The sequence below is a fragment of the Bifidobacterium sp. ESL1130 genome, assembly GCF_058507935.1.
The window spans coordinates 1,684,827-1,708,215 of record NZ_CP196379.1; the positions used below are offsets into that span (position 1 = coordinate 1,684,827).

17 protein-coding genes and 1 tRNA gene are annotated in these 23,389 nt (G+C 58.1%); 9 read left to right on the forward strand and 9 right to left on the reverse strand.

Annotation, left to right across the window (positions count from 1 at the left end; all coding sequences use genetic code 11):
- Window positions 1-12 precede the first annotated feature (12 nt).
- Window positions 13-1,437, reverse strand: coding sequence for a mannose-6-phosphate isomerase, class I (gene manA / locus ACSYSO_RS06625; protein ID WP_489760321.1), 1,425 nt, complete (start codon window positions 1,435-1,437; stop codon window positions 13-15).
- Between the two features lie 73 nt (window positions 1,438-1,510).
- Between manA and ACSYSO_RS06630 the strand changes: the two genes are divergently transcribed.
- Together ACSYSO_RS06630 and phoU are read left to right on the forward strand one after the other, a co-directional pair.
- On the forward strand, window positions 1,511-1,765 hold the full coding sequence (locus ACSYSO_RS06630) for a DUF2530 domain-containing protein (RefSeq protein ID WP_489760322.1): 255 nt from the start codon (window positions 1,511-1,513) through the stop codon (window positions 1,763-1,765).
- Window positions 1,765-2,439 carry a phosphate signaling complex protein PhoU gene (gene phoU, locus ACSYSO_RS06635; RefSeq protein WP_489760323.1) on the forward strand — a complete coding sequence of 225 codons (675 nt, stop codon included), beginning with the start codon at window positions 1,765-1,767 and terminating at the stop codon, window positions 2,437-2,439. The genes ACSYSO_RS06630 and phoU overlap by 1 nt, the downstream gene beginning before the upstream one ends.
- 200 nt (window positions 2,440-2,639) lie before the next feature.
- Here phoU and ACSYSO_RS06640 read toward each other — a convergent pair whose 3' ends face one another.
- The 3 genes from ACSYSO_RS06640 to lysS all read right to left on the reverse strand — a co-directional run bounded on the left by ACSYSO_RS06640 (window position 2,640) and on the right by lysS (window position 6,440).
- Window positions 2,640-3,380: a phosphoglyceromutase gene (locus ACSYSO_RS06640; protein WP_489760324.1), complete on the reverse strand. Its 741-nt coding sequence runs from the start codon at window positions 3,378-3,380 to the stop codon at window positions 2,640-2,642.
- Window positions 3,381-3,452: 72 nt separating this feature from the next.
- Window positions 3,453-4,622 (reverse strand): 1,4-dihydroxy-2-naphthoate octaprenyltransferase, encoded by a 1,170-nt coding sequence (menA, locus tag ACSYSO_RS06645; RefSeq protein WP_489760325.1) that lies wholly within the window; start codon window positions 4,620-4,622, stop codon window positions 3,453-3,455.
- Window positions 4,623-4,790: 168 nt separating this feature from the next.
- Complete coding sequence (gene lysS, locus ACSYSO_RS06650) at window positions 4,791-6,440, reverse strand: lysine--tRNA ligase (protein ID WP_489760350.1); 1,650 nt, start codon at window positions 6,438-6,440, stop codon at window positions 4,791-4,793.
- Window positions 6,441-6,596: 156 nt separating this feature from the next.
- Between lysS and ACSYSO_RS06655 the strand changes: the two genes are divergently transcribed.
- The 5 genes from ACSYSO_RS06655 to ACSYSO_RS06675 all read left to right on the forward strand — a co-directional run bounded on the left by ACSYSO_RS06655 (window position 6,597) and on the right by ACSYSO_RS06675 (window position 12,902).
- Window positions 6,597-6,673 (forward strand) — tRNA-Pro (locus ACSYSO_RS06655).
- Between the two features lie 82 nt (window positions 6,674-6,755).
- Window positions 6,756-7,943 carry an MFS transporter gene (locus ACSYSO_RS06660; RefSeq protein ID WP_489760326.1) on the forward strand — a complete coding sequence of 396 codons (1,188 nt, stop codon included), beginning with the start codon at window positions 6,756-6,758 and terminating at the stop codon, window positions 7,941-7,943.
- A gap of 229 nt (window positions 7,944-8,172) precedes the next feature.
- The gene (locus ACSYSO_RS06665) at window positions 8,173-10,173 is read left to right on the forward strand and encodes a DUF4037 domain-containing protein (RefSeq protein ID WP_489760327.1); all 2,001 of its coding nucleotides are present in this window, start codon (window positions 8,173-8,175) and stop codon (window positions 10,171-10,173) included.
- Between the two features lie 323 nt (window positions 10,174-10,496).
- Window positions 10,497-11,102, forward strand: coding sequence for a DUF4125 family protein (locus tag ACSYSO_RS06670; protein ID WP_489760351.1), 606 nt, complete (start codon window positions 10,497-10,499; stop codon window positions 11,100-11,102).
- Window positions 11,103-11,261: 159 nt separating this feature from the next.
- Window positions 11,262-12,902 carry an alpha/beta hydrolase family protein gene (locus ACSYSO_RS06675; RefSeq protein ID WP_489760328.1) on the forward strand — a complete coding sequence of 547 codons (1,641 nt, stop codon included), beginning with the start codon at window positions 11,262-11,264 and terminating at the stop codon, window positions 12,900-12,902.
- Window positions 12,903-12,952: 50 nt separating this feature from the next.
- Here the strand turns inward: ACSYSO_RS06675 and ACSYSO_RS06680 are convergent, their stop codons facing one another.
- Together ACSYSO_RS06680 and ACSYSO_RS06685 are read right to left on the reverse strand one after the other, a co-directional pair.
- Window positions 12,953-13,912 carry a hypothetical protein gene (locus ACSYSO_RS06680; protein WP_489760329.1) on the reverse strand — a complete coding sequence of 320 codons (960 nt, stop codon included), beginning with the start codon at window positions 13,910-13,912 and terminating at the stop codon, window positions 12,953-12,955.
- Window positions 13,913-13,998: 86 nt separating this feature from the next.
- Window positions 13,999-15,903: a PspC domain-containing protein gene (locus ACSYSO_RS06685; protein ID WP_489760330.1), complete on the reverse strand. Its 1,905-nt coding sequence runs from the start codon at window positions 15,901-15,903 to the stop codon at window positions 13,999-14,001.
- Window positions 15,904-16,024: 121 nt separating this feature from the next.
- Between ACSYSO_RS06685 and ACSYSO_RS06690 the strand changes: the two genes are divergently transcribed.
- Together ACSYSO_RS06690 and ACSYSO_RS06695 are read left to right on the forward strand one after the other, a co-directional pair.
- On the forward strand, window positions 16,025-17,371 hold the full coding sequence (locus ACSYSO_RS06690; RefSeq protein ID WP_489760352.1) for an ATP-binding protein: 1,347 nt from the start codon (window positions 16,025-16,027) through the stop codon (window positions 17,369-17,371).
- A 29-nt stretch (window positions 17,372-17,400) separates the two neighbouring features.
- A complete protein-coding gene (locus ACSYSO_RS06695; RefSeq protein WP_489760353.1) occupies window positions 17,401-18,096 on the forward strand; it encodes a LuxR C-terminal-related transcriptional regulator in 696 nt (231 codons plus the stop codon).
- Between the two features lie 306 nt (window positions 18,097-18,402).
- On the opposite strand, the gene galE is transcribed toward ACSYSO_RS06695, so the two are convergent.
- From galE to ACSYSO_RS06710, 3 genes are all read right to left on the reverse strand, one after another.
- Window positions 18,403-19,422, reverse strand: a complete 1,020-nt coding sequence (gene galE / locus ACSYSO_RS06700; protein WP_489760331.1) for a UDP-glucose 4-epimerase GalE — start codon at window positions 19,420-19,422, stop codon at window positions 18,403-18,405.
- 292 nt (window positions 19,423-19,714) lie between these two features.
- On the reverse strand, window positions 19,715-21,943 hold the full coding sequence (locus ACSYSO_RS06705) for a KUP/HAK/KT family potassium transporter (RefSeq protein WP_489760354.1): 2,229 nt from the start codon (window positions 21,941-21,943) through the stop codon (window positions 19,715-19,717).
- Window positions 21,944-22,247: 304 nt separating this feature from the next.
- A complete protein-coding gene (locus tag ACSYSO_RS06710; protein ID WP_489760332.1) occupies window positions 22,248-23,204 on the reverse strand; it encodes a TatD family hydrolase in 957 nt (318 codons plus the stop codon).
- Window positions 23,205-23,389: the final 185 nt, after the last annotated feature.

Below are 23,389 nucleotides of genomic sequence, written 5' to 3' on the forward strand. Positions count from 1 at the left end.
TTTCGCCAGCGCTCACACCTGCGTTGACGCACAGATGAACGCACCCTCCGCAGGTTGCGCATATTCGCCGTTCACTTTGCCGATGTCCAGCCAACCTTCCGCGGCCGGGACAAACACCGCTTGCCCTTGTGTGAGCACGCGAGCGTCCACCGCCGTAGCCACGCTTACCTCACCTTCGGTGCACAGCACAATGCGCGGCCCATAATGACGTTGCAGACGCCCAGCCCCGGCCATCATTTTGCCGTATCGTTCCGTCAGTCGTTCCAACCATTGACGTTTCGACTCTCCGAATCTGCCGTAGGTGAGCATGAATTCGCTGATGCGGGGTCGGTATACGACTCTGTCCCCTAGTATGGTGCGCAATCCGCCGGCACTGGGATCAATCGGCGGTGCGGAACGGCAGTTAAGACTGTGCAACAGATTGCCGATGTCCCGCGGTTTCACCGTCATCCCAGCTCGCAGCACATTGTCGGAATTCGTCATGATCTCTGCTGCGGTGCCGTGAATATACGCGTGCACCGTGCCGGCGGGAATGAACACCGATTCACCTTCCGCCAGCTGCACGGGATTCATCATGAGCAGCGCCAGCACACTCGCATCGCCCTCAAACGCGTGCGCCGCCTCAAGCGCATACGCAAACGCGCGAGCGCCCTTCGTCTCGGTCATCCGGGTTCGCGCATGTTCAAGCGCCGGCACCAGACCGTCGACAGGCCCTGCGGTCACCGCCGCATGAAACGCACGAAACACCCGTTTGCGCGAAGGCGGCCATACCACCGCTCCTGCAGGCATCATCCGATCCGCCTGCCCGGCGTCACAGTCCGTTCGCCCCAAAAGTTGCACCATGCGCCGCGCCACCGGATGGTCCACCAATTCCAGGTTCGCTACCATGAATGCGTGAGAGGCAAACCCCACCGACGCCTCAAACGGTTCCAGCGCCACCACCATCTCGTTTTTAGCCACCGCATCCCGGAACGAACGCTCCGGTGCATTCAATGGGACGCCCGCCGCGTTCTGGGCATTGAAGCCGGCACGCGCCTCAAAATCAACCGGATGCACTTGCAAAGACAACGGAATGCGAGCCGAAATCACTTTAAGCAAATACGGCAGCACCGGTCCGAACTGGGCTGAGCAGCGAGCTCCCAACATGGCTTGCGGCTGGGAGCGTATAGCCTGCGTCAACGGTATTGGCGCGATGTTCTGCGACGAAGACACCTGCAGCAACGACGGCCACTGCGCATGCCCGCTGAACCACATCTCCGCCAACGGTTCACCACTGGACAGATCAGGAGAGGACGACGAATCATTAAGGGATTCGTCAACATCCGAACCCGGTGCCTCATTGGCGAGCGAGGCAGCGTCATCCAAGCCAAACAAACGTTGCAAGCGGGTGCGCGACCCCCATGCATACCGTTTCTCCACTGGCTTGATTGAGTACACGATCCGCCTTCCCTTCACCGCTTCACCTGTATAGGGTAATGGATAGGTACCCCCGAAGGTTAGAGTATAAGGCATGAAGTTCGCTCCGATCGTCAACCCTGACGTGTGCCGCCCCGCGCCGAAACCCGTGCGCGTCGATTTACGGAAGATTTTCCTTACTGTCACGGCCCTCTGGGTGCTCGCCTTGGTGATTTCGCTGGTATTGCTCGCCTGCGGGTTCAACGTAGAGTACAACGTGGTCGTATGCGTGGCAGGCACGGCCATCGGCGTGGTACTGCTGATTTGGGAATATTTCGACCGTTGGGACTATCGCCGTTTGGGGGAATAATGCGCGTAATCTACCATCAGGAACTACAGAGCGTGGCCGATGCCTTGGAGACCATGTCCGAGCTTGTGGCACAAGCGATCCACGGAGCCGGAAAGGCGCTGATTGACGGAGACATGGCAGCGGCGCAAACCGTGGTGGAAGGCGACGACGCCATCAACGCCCTTGAGGCGCAGCTCATCGACCAGTGCGTACGTTTGCTGGCTCAGCAAAGCCCTGTGGCCACCGATCTGCGCATCGTGGTATCGGCACTGCGTCTTGCAGCAACATTCGAGCGTATGGGCGATCTGGCACAGCATATTGCACAGACGTCGCTGCGCACAGCACCGGCTTCACCGCTGCCGAGAGACGAACGCACGCAGCAAATTTTCAGCTCCATGAGAGCATTCCTCGACATGACCGCGGATCGGTTGACCGGCATGCTTGCCGAGCGTGACACCGACATCGCCGACCGTGTCATCGCCGACGACAACACGCTTGACCAGTTGCATCAGGAAACCTTCGATTTGGCTCTTGACGAAACCTGGCAGGCCACACGTCAGCAGATCATCGACGAAGTGCTGCTCGCCAGATTCATGGAACGTTTGGGAGACCATGCGGTCTCTGCCGCACGCCGGGTGGTATACATCGTCTCCGGGTTCGATCCCAGCAAGGAGCCGAAGGGCGAGGACGACTGACAGCCGTGAGCAGCCGCGATCAGTAAAGCTGAGCACCCTATTCGGCGGTACAGGGCAGCGTACGTTGCCTTGTACCATTGGCTCATAGCTATCGCCGCCACCCGCAACAGAAACGTCCCGTGTTCCCTGAGCCATATAGACTCGTTGAACACGGGACGTTTCCTATACCCTTGGCGCTTTGTGCCAGTGTAGTGTCTTATTTACTTCTGCCCTTGCGCGGCAACGGCTGCGGCACCGGCAGCAGCGGCTTCGGGGTCAAGGTACTCGCCGCGAGGCTTGATCGGCTTCATATCCTCATCCAGCTCGTACAGCAGCGGGATGGCGGTGGGAATGTTGACCTTGGCGATCTCTTCCTCACTCAGCCCGTCCAGCATCTTGACGATGGCACGCAACGAGTTGCCGTGCGCGGCAATCATGACGGTCTTGCCGCTCTTGAGTTCGGGGACAATCTCAGACTCCCAGTACGGGGTCACGCGAGTCACCACGTTGGCGAGCGCCTCGGATTCAGGCACCGGGTCGCCGGCGTAACGCGGGTCGTGGTTCTGTGCGAATTCGTCGTCGGGGTTGATGTCCGGCGGCGGGGTGCCGTAGGAACGGCGCCAAACCATGAACTGGTCGTCACCATACTCTTCGCGCACCTGCGTCTTGTCCTTGCCTTGCAAAGCACCATAGTGACGCTCGTTGAGCCTCCAGCTGCGCTTCACCGGAATCCAGAGGCGATCCGCCTCATCCAGCGCGTAGTTCGCCGTGTTGATGGCGCGGCGCAGCAGCGAGGTGAAGACGATGTCGGGCAGTACGTTCTTCTCTTTGAGCAGATCGCCGCCTCGCTTGGCTTCCTCCACACCCTGCTCGGTGAGCGGAACGTCCACCCAGCCAGTGAACTGGTTTGTTTTATTCCATGCGCTCTGGCCGTGCCGGAGCAGAACTAGTTTGTAAGTCATGGTGTTCATTCTAAGCGGAGAATGGGACGGGCAGACCAATGCCTGCGCACCATGCGGAACAAGCGGCAGAGCTCAGAGCACTATGGCCAGTTCCACTACGACGAACATCACCGAGAACAGCAGTACCGAAGCACTGCAGCCAGGCAGCGCGTGGACAAAATCGTTCTTTTTTACAGCTTGCGTGGCAGCTCCCGCCACCTTGATGCATGGCACCGCAACCACAAACCCAATGGCGGTGAATACCAGCCCCGCCAAATCAACCGTCCACACTTCGCCGCGTGCCATCAGCACCGGCGCAAAGGCCATCAGCACGGTGCACGCCATCGACGCCAAGTAGACCACCAGCAGCAGCGTACGTGCGCGATGTTCTCCAAGACGCACGCCGAGCGTCATTTTGCCGCTCACCACGTCTTCTTTTACATCACGCAGGTTGTTGACCATCAGAATGGAGCAGGAGAACAGTCCGCACAGTACCGCTCCAACCACGCCATCGACGCTGATGCCGCCGCTGAGCACATATTGCGTGCCTAGTACCGCCACCAGGCCGAAGAATACGAATACGCCGACTTCGCCGAAACCGGCATACCCGTACGGGTGTTTGCCACCGGTGTAGAACCAGCCCGCAAGCAGGCATGCCACGCCGACGAGCAGCAGCCAGTAGGTGCCGGTCATCACGATGAGAGCAAGACCTGCCACACAGGCAACGGCTGCGTTGACCAACGCCGCGGTCAGCACACGCTTGGGAGCCACCAGTCCGGAGGCGGTGATGCGCTGCGGTTTTGAGGTTTGCGACTCGGCATCGCCTCGCCCCGCATCAGTGCCACGAATGCCATCGGAATAGTCATTGGCAAAATTGACCGCAATCTGCAGGAACAGAGCCACCACTGCGCACAGCGCCGACAATGCCGCAAACATCGCCCACCCTTGGGAAGGTACCAGGCTGCGTTCCACACAGCCACCGACGCCAGGACGCGAAGTGGCACAGGTTCCGCGGGTAATCAGCCCTTTGTATCCCGCTGCCACACCGACAAGCACCGGCGCCACGGACGCAGGCAACGTTTTAGGCCGCACGGCGGAAAGCCACACGGCAAGATTGCTCCCTTGGCCGTTCACATTGGGGTTTGCCGGACGCTGACTCTCACCGTCACGGCCATTCCCGGTATCACCTATCTGTACAGGCACCGCCGCAGACGACTCGACCACCTGATTGGTCATACCACGTTTATGTGCGTGTTTTGCCATAATCCTCACCTAGTTACCGTTCACACGTACCGCTCATACATTTCCATACGCTACGTCTTTCGTATCGCACAGTGTGGAAGGAACAACCACAGCCCACCACATCCGGCAATACCTTGCGATTCGTGCCGTACACAAGTACACAACATTGCACGGCGCGTGACACAATTCTTATTGCAGCGGTTTGACCAGCGGGAAGGTAATGGTATCGCGAATGGTCGCGCCGGTCAGTGCGATGAGCAGACGGTCGATACCCATGCCCATGCCGCCAGCCGGGGGCATGCCTACGCCAAGAGCTTCGATGAAGTCCTCGTCGATGTCCATTGCCTCCACGTCGCCGGCAAGCGCGTCCTTGGCCTGCGCCACAAAACGTTCACGCTGCACCACCGGGTCATTGAGCTCGGAGTAACCGGTGGCAAGCTCGAAGCCGCGCACGTAGAGATCCCACTTTTCCACCATGCCGGGCTTGGTGCGGTGTCCCTTGACCAGCGGACTGGTCTCGACCGGGAAGTCGCGCACGAAGGTGGGCTCGTAGAGGTTGTCCTCGTAGAAGTGCTCCCAGAGATGTTCCACAAGTTTGCCGTGGTTTTCCACGTCGTCCCGCTCCACGCCAAGCTTGTCGGCAATGGCCCCCAGGTGATCCACACTGGTTTCAGGAGTGATTTCCTCGCCCAGAGCCTCGGAGAGGGAGCCATACATCGTAATTTGCTTCCATTCACCGCCAAAGTCGTATTCGCTGCCGTCCACAAGTTTCACTTTGGTGGAGCCGAACGCATCGATGGCGGCGTTCTGGATGAGACTCTGCGTCAGCTCGGCAATGGTGTCGTACGTGCCGTAGGCCTGATACGCCTCAAGCATGGTGAACTCCGGGGCATGCGTGCCATCCACGCCTTCGTTGCGGAAATCGCGGTTGATTTCGAACACACGCTCAATGCCGCCCACCAGGCAGCGCTTCAAGAACAGTTCAGGGGCGATGCGCAGGTACAGGTCGATGTCGAAGGCATTCATGTGCGTGGTGAAGGGACGCGCCGCAGCTCCCCCATGCACCGTCTGGAGCATAGGCGTTTCCACTTCGAGGAAGTCCCTCTTGGCAAAGGTGTTGCGCAGCGAGGTGACTGCCTGCGAGCGCCGGCGCACCATGCGCTGCACTTTCTCGTCGGCGATCATGCCGACGTAAGGCTTACGGATACGAGTGTCGTCCGTCAGGTCTTTGTGCAGGGCGGGCAGAGGCTGGAGCGCCTTTGCCGCGATCTGCCAGCGTGAGGCGAAGATTGAGAGCTCGCCTGTTTTCGAAGCGATGACGCGCCCTTCGAGGAAGAGGTGGTCGCCAAGGTCAACCATCTGCTTGAATTCCTTGAGCGAGTCGGCACCGACTTCCTTCTTGGAGATCATGCCCTGAATCTTGGTTCCGTCGCCTGCGGAAAGCTGCACGAAGCACAGCCCGCCACCGTTGCGCAGGAAGAGCACACGGCCGGCGATGCCGACCACGTCCTGCGTTTCTTCGCCCGCCTCGAGCGTGCCGTCGTAACGGGAACGCACTGCCTCGATGGTGTCGGTCACGTCAAGATGCACCGGGTAGGGCTGCTCACCGTTCTTGAGCATCATGGCTCGTTTGGCCACGCGCATCTGCACCTGTTCGGGGTTGGCTTCCGGTCCGAACTCCTTGTTGGTCGGATCGATCGCCTCCTCGAGCGACGCACCGTCCTGGACTCGCTGCGCGATGGTCTCGTCCTGTTTGAGTCGCAGCTGCGCGCGCTCAACCGTCGACAATGCCGGCGTATGGTTCTCTTCTTCATTCCCGGGAGTTCCGGCAGCATTCATTTCAGTCATAGCTTCCGAGTGTACCGAAGCGTCACTACACGTAAAACCGTGCAATTGGTACTGTTTTATCTCGATGACGCCTTTCTTTTCACGGCTCTCCCGACACGCACTGAGCATAAAGCCGAGGGGCTGCTGTACACTAATTCTGTTACCAATCGGGCTGTAGCGCAGCTTGGTAGCGCGCTTCGTTCGGGACGAAGAGGCCGCGAGTTCAAATCTCGCCAGCCCGACCAGATTGAAACCCCTTGCACTCCAAGGGGTTTCTCTTTACTCGTCCTATCCACACCACTTGATTCTTTCGCGTTTGGGGAACTCATGAAGAAAAGTCTGCTTGCACTCGCCGGCGGCGCCTTTGTGTTTGGCGCAGCTGAATTCGTGATGATGGGCATCCTGACCCAGGCGGCACATAACCTGCATATCAGCATCCCCTCGGCCGGTAACTTCATCACCGCTTATGCCGTGGGCGTGTGCGTGGGCACCCTCATTCTGATCATCGGCAGAAAGGCCGGTCCCAAGCAGTTGCTGGTCGTACTGATGCTGATTGCACTTGCCGGCAACCTTATGAGTTTCCTCGCCCCTTCCGCAGGCATGCTCATCGCCGCACGATTCATCTCAGGGCTGCCGCATGGTGCATTCTTCGGCACCGCCACGCTCGTAGCCAAACTTCTTGCCGACAAAGGCAAGGAAGCACAGGCCGTATCCATCATGGTAACGGGACAAACGGTAGCCAATATGCTCGGAGTCCCTGCCGGCACCCTCATTGCCGAACATATGTCGTGGCGCCTGCCCTTCCTGGCACTGGCGGTTCTCGCAGCCTGCACCGCACTGCTCATGGTGATGTGGCTCCCGCACATCGATCCCGTGGCCGACACCGGGCTCGCCGGGCAGTTCCGATTCCTCACCAAACCGGGCCCATGGTTCATCATCGCCGCCACGTTTGCCGGCAACACCGGTATTTTCAGCTGGTGGAGCTATGTCTCGCCATGGTTGAACCATGTTGGCGGGTATGCTACGCAAACCGTACCGTGGCTCATGATGCTGGCAGGACTCGGCATGGTGTTCGGAGGTCTTGGTGGCGGACGTGTCGCCGATCATTGGCGGCATGGCGGAACAGCGGCCTTGGGGCAGATGATTTCAGTGATCGGTCTGGCCTGGATCGCATTCATCCCCGGTTCCCGCGTCGTCACCGCAATGCTCACGTTCGTTGTCGCTTTTGCCATGTTCTTCATCGCCTCCCCACAGCAGCTCCTCATGGCTGAAGCCGGTGCTGGCGGCGGGGAGCTCATCGGAGGAGCAGCCGTGCAGATTGCGTTCAACATGGGCAATGCCTTGGGATCAGCGCTCGGCGGTTTCATGCTTTCCTCCGCCCACATGGATTACCATGCTCCGGCGTTGGGCGGTATAGCACCCGCAGCCATAGCAGTGCTCATGCTGGCCATCTACACGTGGCGCTACGAAACGCACACCGACGCGCTTGAACGCATGCAGCCAGTGGAAGTGTGACACAACATACACTTTGTGCATATCGCGTTTGCCGAGCACACTGTATTACAGCCCGGCAAACGTTTATTTTGCTTCCCGCGCGAGCGGACAACCCGTCCTCCCCTCCCTCTCATGAACCCCGGCCTTTGCCAGTCCTTTCCCTTCTGTTTTTGAGTCTTTGGACTGCAAAACCCGTCCAACCCGTCTACAATCGAACGAAGACCTAGGCAGCGCGGACAGGATGAGCAAAATGGACAGTACACAACCTTTCAACGCCGAGCAGTTCTTCAGTGGGCTCGACGCCATTTTCTCCGCGCACGAGGCATCAACCAAAGCCGAACCGTACCTGCTGCAGGCACTGCACGATGCCCAGAGCAGCAACGATCAAGCAGGTCAGTTGACGGTGCTGAACGAAACCATGGGATTCTACCGTTCACGTGGACGGCACGAAGACAATCAGCACCTGGCACAGCAAGCACTGGAGCTCGGACGTTCCATGCATATCGAAGGCAGCGAGGCCTGGACCACCACCCTCATCAACGCCGCCACGGCATTGCGTGCAGCACAACGCTACGACCAGTCCAGAACCATCTATGCCCAAGCTTTGGAATCCGCCGAACAGACCTTCCCAAAGAACGACCCACGTTTGGCCGCTTTACACAACAACATTTCCATACTCGACAGCGAAACCGACGATTTCACCAGTGCCGGCAGCGAACTCGAACAGTCGTTGCGTATCCTTTCCGCTGCAACACCGGCACCGAACATCAGCATCGACACCGCGTCAACCCACACCAATCTGGCCCTGGTACTGATCGAGCAAGCCCACGATGCCCCACATGAAGAACAACAACAACTGCTCAGCAAAGCGCTCAGCCACGCATCGACTGCCTTGGACATCTACCAAACCGAGCATCTTGAACATAGTGCACACTACGCTTCCGCCCTTGCCGGGTTCGCCCAAGCCTGCTTCGCCACCGGAGATTTGCAGCAGGCTGCCAACAGCTATCGCCAAGCACTGCAGGTCATCGAAACATGCTACGGCAAGAACACCGATTACTACCGCACCACTGCTGCGAATTTGGATGCCGTCGAAGACACCATCGCGCTTGCCGAGGAAACCGCTGCCGCACCAGTGGACACAAGCCCGGCAACCGCGCGGCCGGAAAGCGCGCAACCTGCGACCGCAGACATTCGCGGCTTGGAACTGTCACGCGCATATTGGAAAGCGTACGGAAAACCCATGCTGGAACGCTACCCGCAATACCGGGGGCGCATCGCCGCAGGACTGGTGGGGCATGGGTCGGAATGCTACGGTTTTGACGACGCGCAATCACAGGACCACGATTTTGGACCGGGTTTCTGCCTGTGGCTGGAACATGACGATTACCAAGCCATCGGCGCACAGCTGCAAGCCGACTATAACGCTCTGCCAACCGAATTCATGGGATTCTCGCACAAACAGCAAACCGCACGGGCACAAGGAGCCGGGCGCCGCGTCGGAGTCTTTGACATAGGGGATTTCTTCGCATCGATCACCGGCTTCCAACAAGCCCCACAAGCAGACAAACCGCATGAATGGCTGCTGCTCGACGAGCCTACACTTGCAGCGGCCACCAATGGCGCAGTATTTGCAGACCCGCTGGGCACCTTCTCCAGGACGCGGCAGGGATTTAAACTCATGCCCGAAGACGTGCGCCTCTCTCTGATTTCTCGCCGGCTGGGCATGATGGCACAAGCGGGGCAATACAATGTGCCGCGCATGATCAAGCGGGGTGACGTTCAAGCGGCTTGGCTGTCGTTGAACGAGTTCGTGAACAGCGCGTGCTCACTGGTTTTCCTTATCAACGAGCCAGCCAGCGCCGGCTACCTGCCCTACTACAAATGGCGGTTCCGTGCGATGAGGCAGCTCAGCTCACGCATGGGAGCGCGCCTGCCCGGCATCTGCGAACTGCTGGAAACGTTGATACAAATCTGCGGCGCCGCATGGTTCCCGCTCCAAACCTCCGATCTCACCGGTTCGCAACCCGATGCCTCGTCAGACAGCGCGCGCCGGCCAACCACACACTACGATGGTCAGCTTCAATTGCAAGACCAGCTGCAACGCACCATTGAAACAATATGCTCGCTTGTCGTGCAGGAGCTGCTTGATGAGGGACTCACCGAGTCACACGAACAGTTCCTCGAATGGCAGCGCCCTTACGTGGAGGCACATATCGGCAGCAACGACCCCACCTTGCACAGCATATAACCAAATATCCGCCCATATCAGGCACACTAAGAACCAACCAACTGACCGACTTACCGACTGACCAACTAAACTGACCAACCGCAGGCCCTGCAATCCACCACACAGCACATACAACCCGCAGAAACGAGCACACGGACCTGCAAAGATCCGTGTGCAAGTCACGAGCCGACCTTTCCCAGACAGACCGAAACCTCGGCAACGAAAGGAAGACCATGTCCAGTACCGACAGCATCAACTCCATCACTACAGACCATGCCATGCCAGCGGCAACCGCGCCGACGGCGGCCACCCCAGCGGCCACGCCAACCAAGGAGGATATCCACATGGACCAACTGCGGGAATCCATTATCCAGCATGAATGGAATCAGTTCCAAGACACCACCAATGAGGGCGGACGGGCGGCATGCCAAGGCAACTGGCCCATGTTCTACCAAATGCGCCTCAGCCAATTCCTCACGTGGGACGAGCCGCTGCTGTCCAGTTATGAAGCGGATCTGGAAGAGGCCGAACGGGTAGGGCGCAACCTGGTCACCGAAAAATACGGACGCATGATGGAATCGACCGCACCGAACGAATACCACCACAACATCGAACCGTACATACCGCAGCTGTCGGCCCAGCGCATCGCCCAACAGGAACGTATCATTGCGCAACAAGTGAAGTGGGCATCTGAATTCCGCGAGCGTTACCACAACCTCGGTGAATCGATGCGCGTACTGACATCGGATGAAGACACCGCTGACACCACGTCGTTCGAAACCTACCTGCGCGGGGAATTGGGCACGTATTCCGATGCCACGTTGGCGTTGTACGAGCACCTTGTGGAACAGTATGGTGCCAACAATGCCAATCTCAGCGAGGCAACCATTCGCAATACGGTGCTGTTGGGCGGCTTTTCGTCTTTGGAAGAGGCTGAGGCGGCGCAATAACATGCATGTCTGCACAGTGATGGTGCGCTGCTACATATAGACAACCGTGCCACCACACCATCATCTGCACCGCCAAACCATCGTTGTTCAGGCGCCGCTCGTTACGCTCGCGCAACGCGGTAAGCGCACACCTAGAGGCGGTGAGTTACAGTGACACTCATGCGATTGCTGAAACGAACACTCCCCTATCTTGCCACCCTAGCCGTGCTTATGGTTATATTCAGTGCGCTCGGCCAGGCCATGGCCCCGCAATGGAGAGCGGAACCGTATACGGACCATATTGCGGTCAGTGAGCGCAACACCGAGGTTCGGGCCAAGAACATGCACCCGGTTCAAGAAGGAACCTATGATGTTCGCACCATCAACACTCGTGTAACGCTGACTGAGGGGGTCAGCGTAGATGCCATTATTCGCGAACCCATCGGCGCCCCATCGGGCAGACCCGCATGCCTGTTCATTCATGGTGCCGGCACCGGCAAAGCGGCTGAAGTGTATGAAGATCTTTCGCGGTCCATGGCCACCGCCGGCATCGTCACCTTGGTGCCCAGCAAGCGCCTCGACACCTACACTCTAACTCATCGCAACTATCAGAACATGGCCCACGACTATGAGGCATCCCTCAATGTACTGCGGCACCAAGCGGGAGTCGATCCCGCGAAGGCAGGCCTGTATGCCGAGTCCGAGGGCACGTGGATCAGTGAGGCCATGGCGGCCATCGACCCGAACATCGCGTTCATGATCCTCACCTCACCGCCGGCCTTGTCCGGCAGGCATCAGATGGCCATGGCAGCTAACTCTTACCTGTCCTTGGCTGGAGCGCCCGATGGCCTCAAAAGCACCGTGGACAGCATTCTCAGCATGAACCTTGCCCCGTTCGGCCCGGATTATGCGGATTTTCCTTCGGAACAGTACCTTCATCATCTCACCATGCCATTGCTCATCAACTATGGCACTGAGGATCCGGCCATGCCCATTGAGCAGGGCGCCAAACTCATTACCGAAACCGCCAAGACGGCCGGCAACAGCAACGTCACCTTGCGCTACTACCCGGCCAACCATCAGATGCGCGTAGGCGCGAAAACATCAAAACCCGGTCTTCCTCTCGATTCTCATTACACCAGGAACCTGGACGATTGGACGAATTGCGCTACTGCAGGCGCCACGGCGAGCCAGTGGTCAACTCCGCTGATTGCAGGGTCACAGCCTCATCAGGAATATGCCGCTCCGACCAGCACACGGCCGGGGCTCATCACCTCCATCAACGTGCTGGCTGCAGGAATCGCCGCAGCCTTGGTGTGCTTCGTTCTGGCTATCGTGCTTGCCATATGCATCGGTATCTGCAAGGTCATCCGTGCACTATTCTCTTCACGCCTCCGGCAGCGCACACCGCACAAGGTGCCGAAGCGGATTGCGGTCCCGCTCACGCTCACCGGCGTTGCCGCATTGGCCAGTTTGCTGGAAGTGTTCGCTTATGCGGGCATAGCGGTAAGTGCCGCTATGAAACTGACGCAAGATACTGCGACACTTCACCGTGGTTGGGTTGGCTTGCACGTCTTAGCTCTCGTCGATGTGCTACTGCTGTCATGGCTGCTGGTGGCGCTGTGGCGCAACCATTACCATAAGCAGACCAGTGCTGATCATCGAGGCTTTACTGCAGCCGATTCCGCTGCCGCAGACGCAGACAAACTGACCGGAACTTCATCTTGGGGAGTAGCGCGCACCAGCACGATGGTATTGACCCTCGGCGCAGCTGTTCTGACGTTGCTGCTGTTGTCGTTCTTCGGACTATTCATCTGGTAAGAGACAGCGGGCAGCAACGCAAGAGATCAAGCGGGCAGCAACACCATAGATCAGTCGCACTGCTGAGATTGCCGAGATGGGTTTCCAGCAGTGTCGGCGTCATCAGGCTGTTGCGTTTGCGGCTGCGGCTGGAATTGCATCTGCGATTGAGGAGACTGGGGCTGATACTGCGGCTGCGGTTGAGATTGAGACTGAGCCTGAGATTGCGACTGTGGCTGAGTTTGATACTGGGATTGAGGTTGTGGCTGAGGCTGGTACTGAGGTTGGGACTGGTACTGCGGCTGAGCTTGGGTTTGAGGCTGAGGCTGGAATCGTGACTGCTTATCCGCTGCACGATTGTGTATGGCGCCGACGATGCCACAGCACAACGCAATAACCAGCAACAGGATGCCTATCAACGCAAGTCCGGCCGTGACCAGCACTTTGGAGCTCTGCCCGACACCCTGAATCTGGTTGTCGGGGAACCACATAGTGACAGCAAACAGCAGTACACCAACCACTAACACTAGGGCACCCCCGACAATGGTGACCGTGCTGGGTCCCGTTTTTGCCGGTATCACAGGTTGCTGCACAGGCTGTTGACCGACATTGGGCTGGTAGAAAGGCACTTGCTGCGGTTGCCGGTCAGGCTGCTGATTCTCATTCTGACGCTGACCATCATACTGATGCTGATATGTGGTATTCGTCGTGTCCATGAATGCGGCTGCAGCTGCGTCGGTGAATGTTTCTGTACCTGCGACTGCAGCTGTGTCGGTGAATGCGTCTGTACCTGCGGATGTGGCTGTGTTTGCGGCTGTATCTGTCTCCTTGTCTGTGTCAGCATGTTCCATCTCGGATTGATCGCCTCCTATCGGCATGGTATCCGCTGACTCGTCTACAGTTGTTGCCGTCGATAGCTGTTCGGTAGCCATATCTTCCGTGCCATCATGAACGTCGCGGTCATGGCTTTCATGTTCTTCTTGCACATGTTCTTCTTGCACAGAGTGCTCTGTTCTATGGGAGTCTGTCATGATGTCTTCCTTCAAGTGTGCTGCGGTCTGGTGAATATTGGTTCTAGGTGCCCATCGGGATTGCTCGCTGCCGTGTTCAGGCACGATCACTGCTGACCCGCCTGATCCGGGTACAGGACTCGGACTTGCGCCTGGACCAGTTCGCTGGCTGAAATAATAAGTTCGGGACCGTTTTGCGGCATGGTACCGTTCTCGCTCATCCACTGGTATTCGCTCTCTTTGGGAAGCGGGCGATTGTCACTCTGCTGACTCATATGCAGCTGCATATTGAACCCGTCGCTGGTCATCATGCCATACGGCGAGCCAAGCGTACGTGCGCCCGGAATCAGGGTGCTCAACGGCATCCCGTCATACCAGTACCCTCTACCCGTTCGGCCATACATCGAAATATGCTTATCAGCGTCTACACTGCCAAAATAGTAATACCCATCGGAGTCCTTGCACTCCAGGTTTATTCCATCACTATCGTCCGTGTCAGCATCTGGCGTTACGCCGCATTCAAAGCCACCAAGATCTCGATGATCGTCTTTGCTATACACCTCGACCTTCCGAGATCCGTCATGCTCCGAGATGAGGTGTGCCTGCTTACCGTCCTGCCTATTGTAGATACCTACGAGCCCCTTGCGAACATTGGTCAGCATGAACGAACAACCGCGAGGCAACGTCACCACTATCTGCGCGTTGTATGCGGTCAGATTGATGCGCCCTGTGGGACAGCCGGAATCAACAGTCTCCCCGTTTTCCTGTGTCATTTTATGCGTACCGGCAGTTTTGGCATACTCACTGAGGTCAAGGTTAAGCACAGAACTGTCGTAATCCGTTCCATAATATGAAACTCCGTTGTTCAGCCGCTGCATTCCGTCTTGTGTCACAGACTTGTACACGGAACCGTCCACACTTTCGCTGTTATAACTGCGCTTGTACGGTAGCGACTCGTACCCTTCGGCGACGAGGGTACCGTAAAAAGCGGATGTCAGCACTGCAGCGCACACCACAAGAACAGCCAAAACGTTCATGCCGCCGGCACGCCGCCCACGTGCTCCAAGAATAACGATGACGATACCGACCACCAAACACATCGCGGCCACGGCGACACCGATGACTTGCAGCACGCCGCTGAAATATGCATTGCCGAACAATATGGACCCGCAAGCTGCGGCAGCAATCAGGAACACCAGACCGAAAGACAAGAGTGTGACAACAGCTCCTGCAGGACGCCGACGCAAACGTTTAGGTTTGCGCTTGCGTGGAGGCGCAGACACTGGAGTCGACACATAAGTGGTACCAAAAGGTGCAGTGGCCGCACCACCTTGTGGCATGTACGGCGTTCCCTGATCTCCAGCAGCACTGCCGGATTGATTCCATTGCGCATTGCCCGACTGATAGGGCTGCCCTGTTCCGTCACGCATCCCATTGCTTTCAGACTCAGACCGCACGCTGGCAGAAGCATTGCCATTCATGGCTGCACCGTCTCTCCAGTCTCCGTATTGAGCACTGGTGGAACTGCCAAACGAGGCATCTGCGGCAGGTGGAGAAGCGTTGGATGAATTACCACGATAAGGAGCGTTGTCGCCTTCCCTTGCTTGATGGACAAGCGTATTGACCATAATGCACAGCACGATGACAGCAGTAAGGAAAATCAACAATCCAAGCCCCGGCATCCAGCTTGCCATAATCAAAAGAATGATTGGACCGATCAAAGTCCAGCTCCATTCCCCGTGTATCGTATCCTCGCCGAGGATACGCCCATCTTCAACGTCGGGAAGCAGCACCCACGCCACCGCATAGAATGCGAGACCAAATCCAAACACCAATGAGGAGGCTCCCACCACCGCTCTGACGAATGACGGGCTGACGCCGTATCGCGAGGCGAGACCACTGCATACGCCACCGACCCAGCGGTCACCGCCACGCATCAATCCGCTTCTGCGGATCCAGGTGAAGAAACGACCGGACTCATATTGCCATCGATTATTGTGTGTGTTGCTCATAATGCCATTACAGCACACGAAACTCTCAGAACGTATCAGGGAACACCCTGAGTTTACCCTGAATTTTGCAAAATCCCATGTTGAAATCATCATCAGCATGCACAATATATGTATGAACCATATGCCCAACGCACCAGAGCAGCACCAGCGGCCACCGCTGCTGCGAGCGCGCCGACACCGTATCTTGTGCGGTGTCTGCCGCGGATTGAGCGTGCACTTAGGCATCTCTGTAAGGTTGATCCGTATCTGTTTCATCCTTACCACTTTCCTGTTCGGAGCCGGTCTGGTGGCATATATGTTCTTGTGGATTTTTGTGCCGCTGGAACCAACCGACCGCACCGCCGGCCGTGGCCAGAAGGCCCAAACACAGACAAATACACACGTGAACGGGTCTGCTTATGGGCCGTCTGACTCACCGACGATCCACACGTCATCAGATTCGGACTCGCATGCAAAGGAGGGGTTCAGCGCCGCCATTGAGCGAGCATCCAAGCCGGCCTTGTTCGCATTCACCGGATTGGCTGCGATTATGCTGGCATCAGTGATGGCGCTCAGTCCTCTGCCAACACGCACCATACTGCCAGCACTTATCGCAATCTGCGGCATCGCAGTGGGTTGGTTCCGATTCGGCGGCGAGGATGAAGGCCAGTTCCGCTCCATGCTGCTGAGCTTGCTGCTCATCATTGCAGCGTATGCTCTCTTTATTCTTGCCAACTCTTCAATGTTGCGCAACCCGTTGAAAACGATTGCATCCGGATTGGTGTTGTTGGCTTTTGCAGGTGTAGCCACCATTCCATGGTTCAACAGGCTTATCCACGACCTCGGTGTGCAACGTGCGCTCAAGGAACGTGAGGAGGAGCGTGCAGACATCACCGCCCACATTCATGATGGCGTTTTGCAGACACTCGCACTCATTCAATTGCATCATGATGAACCACAGACCGTATTCACTTTGGCTCGCGGCCAGGAGCGGGATCTAAGAGAGTGGCTCTACCAGGAGCGGGCCGCACCGGAGCGCTCGGTGAATGCCGGCATCAAGGAAATAGCTGCACGCATCGAGGATGAGCATAGCAAACCCATCGAAGTGATCACCGTTGGCGATGCGCAGCCTTCCGCACAAACCGATGCACTGCTGGGAGCTACGGGACAGGCTTTGCTCAATGCCGTTCAGCATGGCAAAGAACCGATATCCGTGTATTGTGAAGCCGGGAAAACCTTTGTGGATGTCTTTGTAAGAGACCACGGAGACGGGTTCGACACTGCTGCGGTGCCCCCGGACCGGCTGGGCATCAGAGAATCCATCGTAGGTCGCGTCAAACGGCGCGGTGGCACGGTGGATATCGTCTCGAAGAACGATTGGGGAACCGAAGTCCGCATGCACATGCCAATCGCCTCGGAACGCAAGACACCACAACCGCATGCCGAACATGTCAACGTATCAACCAATACCACGGAAAGCGGGATGTGATGAACAGCAGACAGAGCGATAACAGCCCTATGAATGACGCTCCGGCAGATAGCGATTCGGTAAGCAACGATTGCGCAAACGAGCACATTCGCATCGCGGTAGTAGACGACCATGCCATGTTCCGGGCAGGCATCCTCGCCTCTCTGCAACCGCACTTCACCGTCGTCGGTCAAGCTGCGGATGTGGACGGATCCGTCAATATGATCTCGGCCACCCAACCCGACGTGGTACTACTAGACGTGCACGTCCCCGGCGGGAACGATGGCGGCGGAGCAGAAATCCTCACCCGTTCAAAGCCTCTTGCTCCAAAGTCCGAATTCCTGGCGCTTTCAGTCTCTGATGCCCCGCAGGACGTGGGTGCCGTAATCCGAGCAGGTGCACGCGGATACGTGACCAAAACGATCGACACAGCCAATCTGGTCAGCTCCATCGAACAGGTTGCCCTAGGGTATGCGGTCTTCTCCCCCAAGCTTGCCGGATTCGTACTGTCAACATTCCAAGGCACCAGTCCCGCGCAACAGGACGAAGAGCTCGACAGACTCTCCGCCCGCGAGCAGGACGTGATGCGGCTCATCGCACGCGGATACACCTACAAGGAAACAGCCGCCGAACTGTTCATTACCACCAAAACCGTCGAGACCCACATGAGTTCGGTACTGCGCAAACTCCAGCTCTCCAATCGGTCGGAACTCACACGGTGGGCTGCCAGCAGGAAGATTGTGTAGCCCACCGGCCACCATCCTCTGCCGTATCCGTCTTCTGCTGTCTCCATCCTCAGTCTCTTAGACGCACCCCAGCAGCTCATGCCGAATGAGTTGGCTACCAAGCAACCAACTTCTCCCTTATCACACCACAACAGCTCTACGGGAAGCTGCCGTATAAGAGCAGAGTACGAAAATGGGTGTCGCCGCTACATACGCGTAGCGGCGACACCCATGAGAGAAGTGGCACAACAGCAGGTTCAAGACCTCAGACTCATGATCTTGGGCTTAGCCCTTCAGATTCAGAACTTCAAACTCAAGACCTCAGATTCAGGACTTGCGGAATCCGTTGGGGTTCTTGGTCTGCCAATTGAGCGAGGACTGAGCCATATCGTCGATGCCAAGCTCTGCCTTCCAGCCCAAGTCGCGCTCAGCCTTGGACGCATCGGCGTAGCAAGCGTCGATGTCGCCAGGACGGCGAGGCTTCAGCGCGTAAGGAATCGTGTGGCCGGCTGCCTTTTCGTAGGCCTTGATGACCTCAAGCACGGAATACCCGTGGCCGGTGCCCAGATTATAGACAAACACACCGGAATCATCGATGTGATCGATAACCGCCACATGCCCCTTGGCCAGGTCAACCACGTGAATATAGTCACGCACGCCAGTGCCGTCCGGAGTATCGTAATCGGTGCCGTACACCTGCACTTCCTTCAGCTCGCCGAGCGCCACCTTGGCGATGTAGGGGGTGAGGTTGGCGGGAATGCCCTTGGGATCTTCACCGAGCAGCCCGGATTCGTGGGCACCGACCGGGTTGAAGTAACGCAGCAGCACCACGGTCCAACTCGGGTCCGAGACGACCACGTCGCGCAGCATCTGCTCCTGGAAATACTTTGAGGTGCCGTAAGGATTGGTGGTGCCTCCGGTACGGCTGTCCTCGGTAAGCGGCAGCTCTTCCGGATCGCCGTACACGGTGGCGGACGAGGAGAAGATGATCTTCTTGACATCGTGTGCCTTCATCACCTTGAGGAGCACCAATGTACTGTTGAGGTTGTTGTCATAATACTCAATCGGCTTGGCTACGGACTCGCCCACAGCCTTGAGCCCGGCAAAATGAATCACCCAGTCAATGGGGTTCTCGTCAAAGATGCGATTCATGAGCGCTTCGTCGCGCACATCACCGTCGTAGCGTTTCACACTCTTGCCGGTAATCGTCTCGACGCGTTCAAGCGCTTCGGGAGAGGAATTGCCGTAGTTGTCGACGCTCACCACGTCGTACCCTTTGTTCAGCAGTTCGATGTCGGTATGCGTGCCGATGTAACCAGCGCCACCGGTGACCAGAATAGTTGTCATGCTTCCTCGTGTTCCTAGGAGTCAGATTCACCTCCAGTATAAGGCTACGTAGCGCCTTCAGAAGCGATTCGAACAGAAAACACAACACTGATGTGCGAACCGTCAAGCAAACGCACATACCATTTGTGCGCACGCAGTCACAAGCACAAGCACAAGCACAAGCACAAGCACAAGCACGGCATAGCCGAAACTCGCCACCCACGGGAAACCGCACCATCTCCTATGCACGGCTACAAGCTCGCACGTGCCGGCCAGGTATCCCGACACTGTCCCCAGACCAGCCCGGCTACACTCAGTCCTCCGACGCAGGACGCTGCCTAAGACCGCGCCGCTTCAAACGAGGCGGACGACGGGTGGAGACGAAAAGCGGCTGCGTTTCGATAACCGGGTTGTACGGCGCCAAACCAAACCACTTGACTGGAGACCCGGCCACATGGCGAATCGTATATTTGGCCTTGAGGGAGAACGCCTCACGCGCACTGATTTTCGACTCAGGCATAAGCGCCTTATGCAGCAGCACGTAGCGCACGGTGCCAATGTCGGGATCGGCATCGACCTTGGGATAAACGGACTTCTGCTGCGGCAACTCACCGGTGGCCGACAAGTCATGCATCACCTGGTGAATATAGGCGGGGATGGACTGGGACACCTTGAACCCGAGGCGAATGCGCACACGGAAAATGTAATCCGTACCGAAGTTCTCAACCGAATATTCGCGGGTGAACGGTTCGTCCGTGGTCTGCACGGAGACCGCCCACCAGGCGCGCGCCCGCTTGGGGTGGTCGGCGAAGATCGAGAAGAAGATGTCGGTGTCGAGCCGGCGCATGTCCGGATCGGAGGTGAGGTAGACGAGATTGTCGGCAAAATAGGGAATGCGGAAGTCGTCATGCAGCTTGTGCAGCACCGGCTCGAAGTCCCGCTGCTTCATGTGCCGGCGTTGGCTGCGCTCGATCTTCGTGCCGTCGTTCCAGGTGATCATGATGAGCAGAATCATGGCGGTGAGCAGCATGGTGAACCAGCCGCCGCGCAGGAATTTGGCCATGGACGCCACGAAGAACATAGTCTGTATGGCAATGAAGACGACGAAGAAGACGACCGCGGAAAGCTTGTGGCGCGAGTACCACAGATAGACGGTGAGCAGCACCGTGGTGGTAATCATGGTGATGGTGAGCGCCAGACCGTAGGCCGCCGAGATATGTTCGGAATCCTTGAAGATGGCGAGCACCGTCAGCGTGGCCACGCACAGCACCAGGTTGACGGCCGGGATATAGAGCTGACCGCGGGTACGCGCGGGATAGTGCACTTGCAGGTGCGGCATCCAGTTCAGGCGCGTGGCCTCGGAGACCATGGTGAAGGCACCGGTGATGAGTGCCTGAGAGGCGATGACACCGGCCGCCACGGACAGTATGACCGCGACGGGGCGCAGTCCCGGCCCCATCATCTGGAAGAACGGGTTCACCCCTCCCGCCATGTTCACGAGCGCCGGGTTGCCTTGGTTGCGCAACATCCACGCACCCTGCCCGAAGTAATTGAACACGAGCGCCACGAAGATGAACGGCCATGTGAAGTAGATGTTGCCTCGACCCACATGCCCCATGTCGGAGTAGAGCGCTTCGGCGCCGGTGGTGGACAGGAAGACGGTGCCCATCAGCGTAATCCCGGCCACGTTGTTGCCACTGAAGAGGAAGCGGATGCCATAGACGGGGTTGATGGCCTGGAATACGCTCCAGTCACCGTGCAGGTTCGCGATGCCCGTGAGGGCCAGGAAGGTGAACCAGACGAGGGTGACCGAACCGAAGACCTTGCCGATGCGTTCGGTGCCGCGCGACTGCACCGCGAAGAGGATGACGATGATGACGACGGTAATCATCAGGGAAAGGCTGCCGTTCTCCCTGAACATCGGCTCGAGGACGGGTATGGTCTTCAGACCTTCGACCGCAGAGGAAATGGAGACCGCAGGGGTGAGCACGGAATCCGCCAGGAAGGCTGCACCACCGAGCATGGCCGGGATGACAAGCCACTTACCGTAGTGGCGTATGAGCGAGAAGAGCGCGAAGATGCCACCCTCACCCTTGTTGTCGATGCGCATGGCCACAAACACGTATTTGACGGTGGTGATGAGCGTGATGGACCAGAATACCAGACTGAGCAGCCCCAGCACAGCCTGCCGGTCGATGTTGCCCAAGCCGCCCTGCCCAGCAAGGAAGGTCTGTGCCGTGTACAGGGGCGAGGTGCCGATGTCGCCATACACCACGCCAAGAGCCACGATGGCCATGCCGGCACTCACCTTGTCTGGTCCTGACTGCACGCGCCGCCACCACCGGCTGATGGGCGTGCGCGCGGCCTTGGAGAGTTTCTGCGCCTCTTCCTGTTCGGCCTTCTCCTGCTTGTCGAGCTCCTCACGCTCCTCGAGCGTGAGTGTGGACCGGGAGACTTTGGGAGCGTTGGTAAAGGTGTCGGCGCGCAACAGCGCCTCTTTCTCCGCCTTCGCGGCTCGAACCTCGGCCTCGGTCTCAGACATCGCCTTGTTGGCGCCACCTTGTGTTTTGCGAGCCGCCTGCCCTCCGGTTGATGATGGTTCCGCTTTCCCTGACCCAGCCATGCTTGCCTCCACAGCGGAACCCTGTTCCGCGTCGTGTTCCCTAGCGCCCGTGCCCGGGCATGTAAACTTCAAACCAAAGCGCCAGTGTAGACCCATTCACCGCAGAACACCAAATACGCGGTCACCATGCAGTCGCAGCCGCCCACATCACAGACAGATTCCCGCACAAAACATGGCGCATGCGCAGCACGAATACATTGACAGACATGCGCCCGTCCGTAGGCTACACTCCATACACCGCACGTGTGGTGTCGCGCGTGGCCTGCGCCACCTGCACCAACGGCATGTCCAGCGCATCGGCCAAGGCCTGGAGCGTGTAGGGAATCATGTAGGGGGCATTGGGTCGCCCGCGGTAGGGCATGGGCGTGAGGTAGGGGGCATCGGTCTCCACCATGATGTGGTCAAGTCCCACCACGGCCGCCGATGCCGCGATCTCACCGTTGCCTTTGAACCCGGACGTACCGGAAAAGCTCAGGTACCATCCGTGCTCCCGCGCCACCTGCGCCATGGCGGTGTCTCCCGAGTAGCTGTGGAACACGGTGCGCTCGGGTGCGCCGTCGGCCAGTAAGGTCTCAATGACCTCGGCATGGGCGTCACGGTCATGAATCTGCATGGGCAGGTCGAGTTCCTTGGCCAGAGCAATGTGCGCACGGAACGCTTCGCGCTGCAGTTCCTTGGCAGCCTCACCTGTGCGGAACAGATCCATGCCGGTCTCGCCTATGGCCACCACCTCGCGTGGGTGGGCGCGAGCCAGGCGTTCAACTTCGGCCAGTGCGTCGTCAAAACTGGTCTCATGCCACGGCCGGTACGTCACCGGCAGCCCGTCGGGCCCGGCGGCACCGCGGTGCCCATGCAGCACGGATTCGTTGGGATGGATGGCCAAGGCGGCGTGGACCCGGCCGGGATGGTCGAGTGCCATGCGCACGGCGGTGCCCAGGTTCGGCAGCTCGCAACCCACATCGATGACGCCCTCCACCCCCACGGACGCGGCTTGGTCGAGCAGCTCGTCCACCGTAGGCACCGTCACCTCGCCCTGCCCGCGTTCCACGGCCTGACGGCTGAGTTCCTCTGCAAACGGAGGCACCGACGCCACATGCGTGTGATTGTCCACTACCGTGACACCCTGCGGCAGCGGCGGCGGCAGCGGCGCCCAGTTTCTGTCCCTATGCTTCTTGCCCATGCCGCTCAGTCTAATGTGCGCAGGGCATATCGCACTGCGCGAAATACCTAACGTTATATGCCGCACATCTGCAAGTCAGCAAATTAGAACATCTTTTTCAGGATGACTAAATAAAAACCACTTGACTGTGACACCCATCATTGTTTGCAAATTTATTTAGACAGAATAGCGCACTATGCACTTAT

Bases quoted from the DNA above. Each gene is read 5' to 3' on its own strand.
- ACSYSO_RS06710 (WP_489760332.1), bottom strand. From the start codon at position 23,204: ATGGGCAAGAAGCATAGGGACAGAAACTGGGCGCCGCTGCCGCCGCCG.
- ACSYSO_RS06685 (WP_489760330.1), bottom strand. From the start codon at position 15,903: ATGAGCAACACACACAATAATCGATGGCAATATGAGTCCGGTCGTTTC.
- ACSYSO_RS06665 (WP_489760327.1), top strand. From the start codon at position 8,173: ATGGACAGTACACAACCTTTCAACGCCGAGCAGTTCTTCAGTGGGCTC.
- phoU (WP_489760323.1), top strand. From the start codon at position 1,765: ATGCGCGTAATCTACCATCAGGAACTACAGAGCGTGGCCGATGCCTTG.
- ACSYSO_RS06705 (WP_489760354.1), bottom strand. From the start codon at position 21,943: ATGTCTGAGACCGAGGCCGAGGTTCGAGCCGCGAAGGCGGAGAAAGAG.
- ACSYSO_RS06660 (WP_489760326.1), top strand. From the start codon at position 6,756: ATGAAGAAAAGTCTGCTTGCACTCGCCGGCGGCGCCTTTGTGTTTGGC.
- galE (WP_489760331.1), bottom strand. From the start codon at position 19,422: ATGACAACTATTCTGGTCACCGGTGGCGCTGGTTACATCGGCACGCAT.
- ACSYSO_RS06630 (WP_489760322.1), top strand. From the start codon at position 1,511: ATGAAGTTCGCTCCGATCGTCAACCCTGACGTGTGCCGCCCCGCGCCG.
- ACSYSO_RS06670 (WP_489760351.1), top strand. From the start codon at position 10,497: ATGGACCAACTGCGGGAATCCATTATCCAGCATGAATGGAATCAGTTC.
- ACSYSO_RS06680 (WP_489760329.1), bottom strand. From the start codon at position 13,912: ATGACAGACTCCCATAGAACAGAGCACTCTGTGCAAGAAGAACATGTG.
- ACSYSO_RS06690 (WP_489760352.1), top strand. From the start codon at position 16,025: ATGCCCAACGCACCAGAGCAGCACCAGCGGCCACCGCTGCTGCGAGCG.
- ACSYSO_RS06640 (WP_489760324.1), bottom strand. From the start codon at position 3,380: ATGACTTACAAACTAGTTCTGCTCCGGCACGGCCAGAGCGCATGGAAT.
- lysS (WP_489760350.1), bottom strand. From the start codon at position 6,440: ATGAATGCTGCCGGAACTCCCGGGAATGAAGAAGAGAACCATACGCCG.
- ACSYSO_RS06695 (WP_489760353.1), top strand. From the start codon at position 17,401: ATGAATGACGCTCCGGCAGATAGCGATTCGGTAAGCAACGATTGCGCA.
- menA (WP_489760325.1), bottom strand. From the start codon at position 4,622: ATGGCAAAACACGCACATAAACGTGGTATGACCAATCAGGTGGTCGAG.
- ACSYSO_RS06675 (WP_489760328.1), top strand. From the start codon at position 11,262: ATGCGATTGCTGAAACGAACACTCCCCTATCTTGCCACCCTAGCCGTG.